The sequence below is a fragment of the Microcoleus sp. AR_TQ3_B6 genome, from assembly GCF_036702785.1.
GTDB lineage: Bacteria > Cyanobacteriota > Cyanobacteriia > Cyanobacteriales > Microcoleaceae > Microcoleus.
Map to the genome: position 1 here is coordinate 1 of NZ_JAUBVJ010000149.1, position 10380 is coordinate 10380.

The following is a 10380-nucleotide window of genomic DNA, read 5'->3' on the forward strand; positions in this document are numbered from 1 at the left end:
AATTAATAATTAAATGGGGGCGAAAAATCAAAAACAAGGGTAATGCTTGTATCACAGTTTAAATGTGTAACAGCTTAATGAGTAATGACTAATTTAAAAGAGACGATCGACCAACCAGCTTCCCAGCCACAGCCCGAAACTCGAAGTAGCCACCAACAGGATAAACGTGTAAAGCCCGCTGTCGGTGTCGCTCAACCTTTCCCCGGCTACCATCCGCGCCACCACTCCAGCAATAATGCCGATCGCAGCCCAAGCGCTATAAACAGTCTTAGACCCGGCGAGGCCCAAGGCCCCAGCGATCGCCTCCGAACCCGCCCCAGCCAAAACCCCCGCCCACGCCCCAATCCCCAGCCCGATCGCACCAGAGAGCCCGACGGGGCCGCCAGAATTCACCCCTAGTTCCGTCGCCAGCCCGCACGTCAAGCCGACAATCGCCCAACACACGGCCGCCACCAACGCCTTAACCCAATCCCCAGAACCCGTTCCAGCCATCAATCCCACCACTGTCACCACTCCCGCCACCGCCAAAACAGCAGCCACAGCCCGAGACTCGGCCTCGGAACTGGCGATCGCCCCCAAACCAGCCCCAACTGCACCCCAAGCAGCCCCTGTTACCATTCCTCCCGCCTGAAAACCGGCGATCGACCCCCCTACCGCCCCAGCCAAAACTAACGCCGCCAGCCACACTCTGGGCGTTGCCGAACCCTCCGCCAGCAAAATCGCGGCCCACAGCCAATCTGCACCGCAGATTAAAGTCCACATCCACAGCGGGGCGACTGATACCGTCAAAATCCAACCGGTCAAAGCGTAACTCGCCACGGCGATTGCCAGCGGCCCCCAAGGGAAGCTTGAATAGTGTTGAGATGAACGCACTTCCCTCGGCGCGCTTCGCGGTTTTGAGTATTGAGTTGAAAATTCTTTTTTCCTTTTCGAGGTAAGCTTTTGATAGTTTGGAGATGGCCGCGCTTTCGGACCAACGCTTGGCCCTGGTTGCTTTCTTGAACCCCACCCTTGGCGATTTTGAGTTGAAAATCGTGTCTTGCTTGAAGAGTTCTTTTGAGTTTGAAATTTTTTGGAGGTGGCTTTTGGGCGGGTTTGGCGGCGCTGGGAACCATGCCTGGCGGCTGATTTTGCAGAACGCCTTCTCAGCGGCTTGGACGGCGGCGGCGGCTGCTGCTGAAACTGTTTTTCGATCGACTTCGATTCAGGCTGACTCAGAAACAACACCAACTGCTGGTAAGCTTCATTAATTTCTGTTAATCTTTGGTGAGCTTTTTGTTGCAGTCGGTCATTGTGGGCAAACCGATCCGGATGCCACACAAACGCTAAATCCCTGTAAGCACGCTTAATTTCTTCGAGGGAACTTCCCGGCTCAATTTCGAGGATTTCGTAGCATCGATTAATGTCAGCCATAGGCTTCGATCGGCAGGTCTTGATAAATTGGCGTGAAGCGAAGCTATCCCGAGCGGGAATCCCACTTAACATCTTGTACTATTCTCAGCCAAGCTGCACAGTAAGCCGAGAGCCGATCGAGTGTCAAGCGTCCTCAAGTCTGTCGGCCATCCCTAGGGTTGATCGATGCAGACTGACAACTGGCTACAATGAGAAAATCCTTTCGTGCGATCGGTATTTGTGTCTGTGTCGGCAAATCAAGCTCCCATCTTCATCTTAGTTGACGGTCACTCCCTGGCCTTTCGATCCTACTTCGCCTTTGCCAAAAGTCGAGACGGAGGCTTGCGAACTACGACAGGCATTCCCACCAGCGTCTGTTTTGGCTTTCTCAAGTCGCTGCTGGAAGTAATGGCGGCCCACGACCCCCAGTACATGGCGATCGCCTTTGACCTCGCCACACCCACATTTCGCCACGAAGCAGACGAAACTTACAAAGCCGGCCGTGCGGAAACTCCCGAAGATTTTATTCCCGATATCAAAAACCTGCAAGAACTCCTCACCTATTTGAATTTACCTGCAATAACTGCTCCCGGCTTTGAGGCGGACGATGTTTTGGGAACTTTGGCTAACATTGCCAGCGCGGCGGGTTATCAGGTCAAAATCCTCACGGGCGATCGAGATTTGTTTCAATTAGTAGAAACCGAAAAACAAATCAGCGTATTATATTTGAGTACCGATGAACTCAGGCGATCGGGCAAAGGCAAATCCCAAGAATACGGCCCGGAAGAAGTCAAAGCCAAACTCGGTATTTTGCCCCAACAAGTAATAGATTACAAAGCTTTGTGCGGCGACAAATCCGACAACATCCCCGGAGTCAAAGGCATCGGCGACAAAACCGCCCTGCAATTGCTGGAAGCTTACAATTCCCTCGACGGAATTTATGCAGCAATCGACGAGATTAAAGGAGCAACTAAGAAAAAGCTAGAAGAAGGCAAAGAAGCTGCTTATCATTCTCAACGCATGGCGACAATTGTCCAAGACGTGCCCTTAGAAATCAACTTAGAAGATTGCCAGCTTATAGGTTTTGACGAATCAGCCTTGATTCCCATGCTGGAAAAGTTGGAATTCAAGACATTTTTAAGCAAAGTTAAACAAATTCAAAAGCGTTTTGGTGGCGTTGAAGAAAAGGAAAAACAACAAGAGAAATCCTCGTTCCCAGGCTCTGCCCGGGAACGCATATCCAGAGGCTCTGCCTCGTCGGAAAACACCCTAGAAAAGCCCTTGGAGGGTGTAGAACAGCCATTGGAGGGTGTAAAAGAGCCATTGGAGGGTGTAGAAAAGCCATTGGAACAGGGGGGGCAAGATGCCCACTCCACAATAGATAAGTCACCTCCAACTTCTGAAAGTTCAGAAGCAGACGAATTGTGGTTTTGGACTCATGATGACACCAAAGCCGCCAAGCAGGAAAACAAATTACCCATTAAACCCCGAATAATTCAAACAACCGAACAGTTAAACGAATTAGTCCAACTGCTGCAAACCTGCACCGACAAAGCCTCACCCGTAGCGTGGGATACCGAAACCACCGCCATCGAACCGCGAGACGCCGAATTAGTCGGAATTGGCTGCTGTTGGGGAACCGGTGAAGAGGATCTCGCTTACATTCCCACGGGACACAAAACCGGCACAAACTTGGACAAAGCCACAGTTTTAAATGCTTTGCGTCCGATTTTGGAAAGCGAAAATTATCCCAAAGCCCTGCAAAATGCTAAGTTCGATCGATCGATCCTGCGGTGTCAGGGAATTAAACTAGCAGGAGTCGTCTTCGACACCATGCTAGCCAGTTACGTACTCAATCCAGAAAAAAATCACAGTCTCAGCGCACTGTCAAGGGAATACTTAGGCATTATTGCCAAAACTTACAATGAATTAGTGCCGAAAAACAAAACAATTGCTGACATCAGTATTGTAAAAGTAGCCGACTACTGCGGCATGGATGTTTACACTACATTTCAGTTAGTAGGTAAACTTAGAGCAGAATTGGATAAAGCTGATGAAGCTAACTTTCCCGGAAAGTCTCTGCATCGGTTGCTGCTGGAAGTAGAACAGCCCCTAGAACCAGTTTTAGCAGAAATGGAATACTGCGGAATTCGCATTGATTCAGCGTATCTGCAAGAACTATCGCAACAGCTAGAAAAGAGCTTAAAAGAAATAGAAGAAAAAACTTATCAAGCAGCGGGGAGAAAGTTTAATTTAGGTTCCCCCAAACAACTCAGCGAAATCTTGTTAGAAAAAATCCCGGATGAGTTTCAGAAAAAGTCTCGCAAAACTAAGACTGGATACTCTACAGACGCCGCTGTATTGGATAAATTGCAAGGAGACCACCCGATTGTAGACGATTTATTAGAACACCGAACATTATCCAAGTTGAAATCAACTTATGTCGATGCTTTGCCGCAGCTAGTGCGTGCGGATACCGGGCGAGTGCATACAGATTTCAACCAAACTGCAACGGGTACGGGAAGGCTTTCTTCTTCCAATCCAAATTTACAAAATATTCCCATCCGCACCGAGTTTTCGCGGCAAATTCGCAAAGCTTTTTTGCCGGAGCCAGGTTGGCTGATGGTGTCGGCTGACTATTCTCAAATTGAACTGCGGATTTTAGCTCATTTGAGTCAAGAACCTGTGTTAATTGAAGCTTACAAAAATAACCGAGATGTGCATACCGTGACGGCTCAACTGCTGTTTGAAAAAGAGGAAGTAACTCCCGATGAAAGACGGTTTGGCAAAACAATTAATTTTGGGGTAATTTACGGTATGGGGGCGATTAAGTTTGGTCGTTCGATGGGCAAAACTTCAGCAGACGGCAAAGAGTTTATTAAGCGATTTAACGAGCGTTACAGTAAAGTTTTTGAATTTTTGGAGAAAGTAAAAAAAGAGGCGATCGCCCTCGGATACGTCACCACAATACTCGGCCGCCGCCGCTATTTAAAATTCGAGAGCGAAAGCATCCTCGACTTAAAAGGCCGCAATCCCCAAGACATTCACTCCGATAGACTTAAATCTCTCAGCAGAGATGATGCCCAATCTTTGCGGGCAGCAGCCAACGCTCCGATTCAAGGCTCCAGTGCTGATATCATTAAACTTGCCATGATTGAAGTACACAAAATTTTGCAAAACTATCAGGCGCGGCTGCTGCTGCAAGTTCACGACGAATTAATCTTTGAAGTACCTCCCGATGAATGGGAAGAATTGCAGCCGAAAATTAGAAGTGCGATGGAAAATGCTCTGCCACTTAGCGTACCGCTGATAGTGGACATCCACGCAGGGCAAAATTGGATGGAAACAAAATAGACAGCAGCAACCGAAATTTTGGGAGAAAAAACAAGATGATGACAGCCGAAACACAAACTTTGTGGCAGCAGTTAAACGATGTAAAAAAACGCGCCACCGATTTAAACTTGCGCTTTTATCAAGCAGCTCAAAAACTGCAAGAAAGCGGCACTCCTTTATCCGAAAGCTTGATTGAAGAATTAGCCGTCTACCGCCAAGATTTTGACAAGCTATGCGCTAAAACTCAGCAATTGGCAAGCCAGCAAGCCGCACCTGCGGAGATTGTTTCTCTACAAGATATCGAAAGAGTGCTGCTAAAAGCAGAAGTAGCAAAAATTCGCGCTTGGCATCACTGCATTGACCTCGGTTGCGGAGTCATCACTCCGGGCGGCGGTAAAACCTCATCTCCCCAAACCGAAGAAAAAATTGGACTTCCCGAAAGTTTAGCAGGAATGACTGTTTTAGATGTCGGTGCTTGGGATGGATTTTACTCTTTTGCAGCAGAAAAGCGCGGGGCTAAGCGCGTTTTGGCTACAGATTCTTTTGTTTGGCAATCCCCCGATTTTGGCAAAGCAGGATTTGAACTGGCCCGCAGAGTGCTCAAGTCTCAAGTTGAAGATATGGAGATAGACGTGCTCGAACTTTCGCCCGAGAAAGTAGGGGTTTTTGATTTGGTTTTGTTCTTGGGAGTTCTTTACCATATGAGGCATCCCCTGCTGGCTCTCGATCGAGTTTTCAGCGTTACCGGCAAGCAGTTAATATTAGAAACTCACGTCGATATGCTTGATTGCCAAAGACCGGCAGTGGCATTTTATCCTGGCGGCGAACTGAATAATGACCCGACGAATTGGTTCGGACCAAATGCTCTGGCGGTGAAAGGGATGCTCGAAAGTGCAGGATTTCGCGACATTAAAGCTGTTAATATTTCCCAAGCTAGCGGTCCGTGCGCCCGGATGGTTTTTCACGCTTGGCGTTAGGGAAAGACTGAAAGTGCGATCGGTTAATTAAACTCACCCGATAAATGTAAACTAATAGACAGAAATATGAGCAAAACCCAAATTGCCATTTTCCCAAAAATAAAAAGCTTAAGTGCAGCGATCGTGCTATTGCTACTATTCGGGTGTCCACAAAACATAGCGCCCAACAACTATCCTGTAAAGCGAGTTAGCGACGGCGACACCCTGGTCGCCAGCGATAGCGCTGGAAAAGATATCAAAGTGCGTTTTGCCTGCATAGATGCACCGGAAATCGCCCACACCAACGCTGAAAAAAATAGCAAAGCATCAGCCCAAAAAAATCAATTTAAGTGGGGAAATCTAGCGCACCAAAGAATGCAGCAGCTAGTCAAACAAGGGGGCGGTCGCGTTGTTCTGACCGTCACCGATACTGACCGCTACGGCCGCAAAGTTAGCGAAGTTCGCTTATCAAACGGCATATTTGCCCAAGAAGTTTTGACGCGCGAAGGATTAGCAATGGTTTACCGTCCTTACTTAAAAAATTGTCCGAGTGCAAGTGTTCTGGAACAAGCCGAAGCCGAAGCTAAGAAAAATCGCCGGGGCGTTTGGGGTGATTCCAAGTTTGTGCCAGCTTGGCAATTTAGACACAACGACAAATGAGTGAAATTTTGATATTCTGGTAATTGTTCTTTATCTAAAAATCCCCATGTTAGAAATCACCGTAAAAAACAACGCTATCTGTTTTGGTAAACACTTCTCCCTGAATTTTCAACGCACTTTGCGGATACCCGACGACGGTAAAACCTATCCCTTACCGCCGGGATTAGGCGATTTTCCCGTCTGCAAAGTTGATGACTACATTTCTCGAGTACCTGAAACTTGGAAAGAACACGGGGGCGTGTTTATTCCCATGTATCAACGGGAAGCTTTGTGGATTTATTTTAGAGGAGTTAATTGGCGACCCAATGCTGTTAAAATTGCTGTTGGTAAAATCAATGCCGTTTCCGGCAAACCTTGGCAGCAAAAACTGCAAGCTAATGACCAAGATTATGTCATTTGTCCCGCTCAACCCTGGTTAGATGGTATCAATTCTGGTGAAGGTTACATCCGCCAATTTGTTGCTATGCCTCTCGGTATGGGTTACACTGTCGAAGGACAAGTAACTGGTAAAGAAGAATTTGGCGGCATTCAAATCATTGTCTTCGATCCGAAACCAGGGTTATTTCCAGAAGAACCGCCACCACAATTAAGTAGAAAGAGAGGTATTAGTTATGACATGGGTGATGCCAGGGAGGACATTTGTTTCGCACTTAGTGCGGAAATGGGATTAGCAGCAGGTGGTAAAATGAAACAAGAAATTTATCCCGATCGTTACGGTATCAACACCTGGGACGAGACAAATTTCGGCAGAGTATACGTCCACATTGTTAATAGCATGATGTATCGGGAAATCACTGGTAAAGAACCGCCAAACACGCCCGTTACTGCCAAAACTTACAGTGAATACAATCTTCCTTGGTTCGACCTTTACGACGAAAAAAAAGGCGATGTCGCACCGTCAACTATCCTTTCTCAAGTCAAGTCGGTCAAAGAGATGGACAAAAATCTGGGATTTGCACCGCAGCAAGACGATACATCTGTTGACATTCCTCAAGCACAAATTAAAAAGCTCAAAGTCGATCCCGATGGCGTCAGAGATGGCAATTGGTAGTCTACTAGCCGAATCTCGATTGTATATAGGGACAATTCATCAATTTCCTTTGTAAATAGACAGTGCTGCATCAGACCTGCTAAATTAGACACTACCTGTCGCAGTAAGGCGCGCCGAGACGTACCCTACCGATAGATTATTTGTGCAAGTCCAATCAATTAGCAAAAAATTAACATTAAGGGACATCAATGAATTTCAAACATCTGGTTATTTCCGGCATGGCTCTGCTCCTCGGTACTGCAATCGTAGGAAATGCTATTGCTCAAGAACTGACCAACGACCAAAAAACGGTTGTTTGTCGCTTGAAAACAGAAGTTGACCAGCGGAAAGGCAACGGTCAAAAATTAGTATTTGTGCCGTTGCTGGGTCAAGTTCGCAAGCACGTTTCCTCTCCTTTTAGAGCTACCCTGCATCCTGATGTTGAGTATGTTTTTGTTGCTACTTGCGACGGAAATTGCCAGGATTTAAACTTATCTCTCAAGGATGCCAGCGGCCAGGAAATAGCTGCGAGTCAAAAGACAGGCGAACTGGCTTCAATCTCTTTTACTCCCCCATCCCAAGGCGAATATCAAATCACTGCCAAACCGCGCGAATGCACGAAGGCAGAGGGTTGCAGTTTCGGTATGGGAATCTTCGTTCCAGCAAGTGCTAGCGTACCTAATGCTTCAATAATTCCTGCTGAGATAGCACAATTTCGACTTTGCCAGTAGAGAAACAGCGATAGAGTTGTGGGTTGCGAGTAGAGTAGAGTTTTGAATCCGAAATCTAACTCATAACTTGCAACTTATAACTCGCCCCTGATAATATCGCAACCACGGCCGACGGTGAGGAGCTTCTTAATGACTGAAATCCTCCCTGTGACTGTTTCTTTCTTCCTGCTTCTGCTATAATTTGTTATACATAACTCGTCCAAACAGTCAAGCCTAGCGACCTGTGGAACCCTGCAAAGACCCGATAACTGCCGAAACCTGGCCCGGCGAACTCGGCACAATGTAGGAGGTCAGAACTTTATTTACCCTCAGGCAAGCATCAATTAGAATATAGATGGTGCCTCTCAAAGGTGACGAGTACATTGCCCATGTCTTTAACCTTAGTCTTGAAAAATAAACTGCAGAACTGTCCTCAAATAGGGTTGAAAAGTCTGTTGGGTCGCTTGGGTATCAGGCAGAAAATCGGCTGCGGATACGCCTTGGTCATTGGTATTGCCGTTTTGGGTGCTGTGGCGGGACGGGGAGTAGAATCCTATCACAAACACCAAGTTAGAGAAAAACTAGCCATCGACCGAGATAAAGCGGAAATCCTGACAAACCTCAATAACACGGTGCAGGAAGTCAGAATTCAACAGCAAGAGCTGCCGAGTCTGACGGCCAAACCGCAAATTTTCGATCGCGAACGCTCGGAATTCCTGACTCGCGTTGCTCAGATGAGCGGCATCCTCGAACAACTGCAAACCTTTCCACCGACGAAGAATCACGAGATTGCCAAAGACTACAAACTGCTTCAACAGTTCGCTGAAGCCAACGGCAAAACCGTAGAATCATACTTTCAACAAGTACAAAAATTGTTGGCGCCTGCGAAATTATCTGCTTTGAATCCGAAGCAGAAGGAGGCTTTGGGGCGGAACTTGAACAATTTTGTGGCTGGCGAAACTGCTGTGAAACTCAAACTGTTTTCCGAGGATTCAGCAAAACTGGCCGACAACTTTCGCGATAAAGCAGATCAGGCATTTAGAACCTACGAGGCAGCAGAAAAACTTGGCACTCTGATTCTGGTTTGCTCTCTAGCAGTATCCGCCGGTATCGCAGCCTTACTTGCAGCATACACCAGCGGGGCGATCGCCGGCCCCCTAGAAGCTACTACTCTCATCGCTCAGCGAGTTACCGAAGAATCAAACTTTGATTTGCAAGTACCCGTCACTACTTCCGACGAAGTGGGAATGCTAGCAATTTCTCTCAACCAACTCATTCAGCGGGTAGCAGAATATACAGAAGACTTGCACGAAGCAAAAGTGGCAGCCGAAGCTGCCAACCGCTCCAAAAGTGCATTTCTCGCCAACATGAGCCACGAACTCCGCACTCCCCTCAATGCCATCATCAACTACAGCGAAATGCTGCAAGAAGATGCTCAAGATTCCGGTTCCGAAGATTTTCTCCCAGACTTAGAAAAAATTCAAACCGCAGGCAAACACCTTCTCGACATGATTAGCGACATCCTCGACATTTCCAAAATAGAAGCCGGTCACGTCACCCTTTATTTAGAAAACTTCGACGTGGCGACGATGATTGAAGAAGTGATGACTACGGCTCAACCGCTGGTAGAGAAAAAAGGCAATGCTTTAGCACTGACAACTAAAGGCGAACTCGGCACAATGTACGCCGACCAACCGAAAGTGCGGCAAATTCTCCTCAATTTGCTCAGCAATGCTGCAAAATTTACTGAAAAAGGCGTCATTACTATCGGCGTCGAAAGAATTATCATTGAAAAATCAAAACCGGGGAAACCCAATAAAAATAATGATTTTTACTCGGGAGGAAACTACAGTTCTCCAGTTTTAATGTTTCGAGTCAGCGACACGGGCATTGGGATGACGGACGAGCAATTAGAACACATATTTAAACCTTTTATTCAAGCTGATGCCTCGACTACCCGCAAGTATGGAGGTACGGGTTTGGGACTGACAATTAGCCAGCGTTTGTGTCAAATTCTCGGTGGCGAAATTAGTGTCGAAAGCGAGAACGGTAAAGGTTCAACTTTTATTGTCAGTCTCCCGGAACGGGTGGTGATGCAGGCTTGACGGAAGTTGGGCAACGGATTCGCTGGGAGAGTATTTAAGGGATGGATGGATGGAAGTTCGGCAACAGATTCTGTTAGATTGACGGTTACATTGCATGATAATCCCCACCACAACCCTCTATAGCGCGTCGAGTGAGAACCCCGGTCTTTCCCGCAGGGTATGAAACGCAGTTGTAGCCTTTAGGCTGCCAGTAT

At 47.2% G+C, this 10380-nt stretch carries 7 protein-coding genes; 6 read left to right on the top strand and 1 reads right to left on the bottom strand.

What is annotated here, in order from left to right; genetic code table 11:
- Nucleotides 1–93 precede the first annotated feature (93 nt).
- Complete coding sequence (locus QUB56_RS35260) at nucleotides 94–1413, bottom strand: J domain-containing protein (RefSeq protein WP_332961009.1); 1320 nt, start codon at nucleotides 1411–1413, stop codon at nucleotides 94–96.
- A 204-nt stretch (nucleotides 1414–1617) separates the two neighbouring features.
- Here QUB56_RS35260 and polA point away from each other — a divergent pair, with 204 nt between their 5' ends.
- The 6 genes from polA to QUB56_RS35290 all read left to right on the top strand — a co-directional run bounded on the left by polA (nucleotide 1618) and on the right by QUB56_RS35290 (nucleotide 10186).
- The gene (polA, locus tag QUB56_RS35265; protein WP_332961010.1) at nucleotides 1618–4746 is read left to right on the top strand and encodes a DNA polymerase I; all 3129 of its coding nucleotides are present in this window, start codon (nucleotides 1618–1620) and stop codon (nucleotides 4744–4746) included.
- A gap of 35 nt (nucleotides 4747–4781) precedes the next feature.
- Nucleotides 4782–5702: a DUF1698 domain-containing protein gene (locus QUB56_RS35270; protein WP_332961011.1), complete on the top strand. Its 921-nt coding sequence runs from the start codon at nucleotides 4782–4784 to the stop codon at nucleotides 5700–5702.
- 66 nt (nucleotides 5703–5768) lie between these two features.
- Nucleotides 5769–6341 (top strand): thermonuclease family protein, encoded by a 573-nt coding sequence (locus tag QUB56_RS35275; RefSeq protein WP_332961012.1) that lies wholly within the window; start codon nucleotides 5769–5771, stop codon nucleotides 6339–6341.
- Nucleotides 6342–6387: 46 nt separating this feature from the next.
- Nucleotides 6388–7392, top strand: a complete 1005-nt coding sequence (locus tag QUB56_RS35280; protein ID WP_332961013.1) for a hypothetical protein — start codon at nucleotides 6388–6390, stop codon at nucleotides 7390–7392.
- Nucleotides 7393–7580: 188 nt separating this feature from the next.
- Nucleotides 7581–8102: a hypothetical protein gene (locus tag QUB56_RS35285; protein ID WP_332961014.1), complete on the top strand. Its 522-nt coding sequence runs from the start codon at nucleotides 7581–7583 to the stop codon at nucleotides 8100–8102.
- 368 nt (nucleotides 8103–8470) lie between these two features.
- Nucleotides 8471–10186 (top strand): HAMP domain-containing sensor histidine kinase, encoded by a 1716-nt coding sequence (locus QUB56_RS35290; protein ID WP_332961015.1) that lies wholly within the window; start codon nucleotides 8471–8473, stop codon nucleotides 10184–10186.
- Nucleotides 10187–10380: the final 194 nt, after the last annotated feature.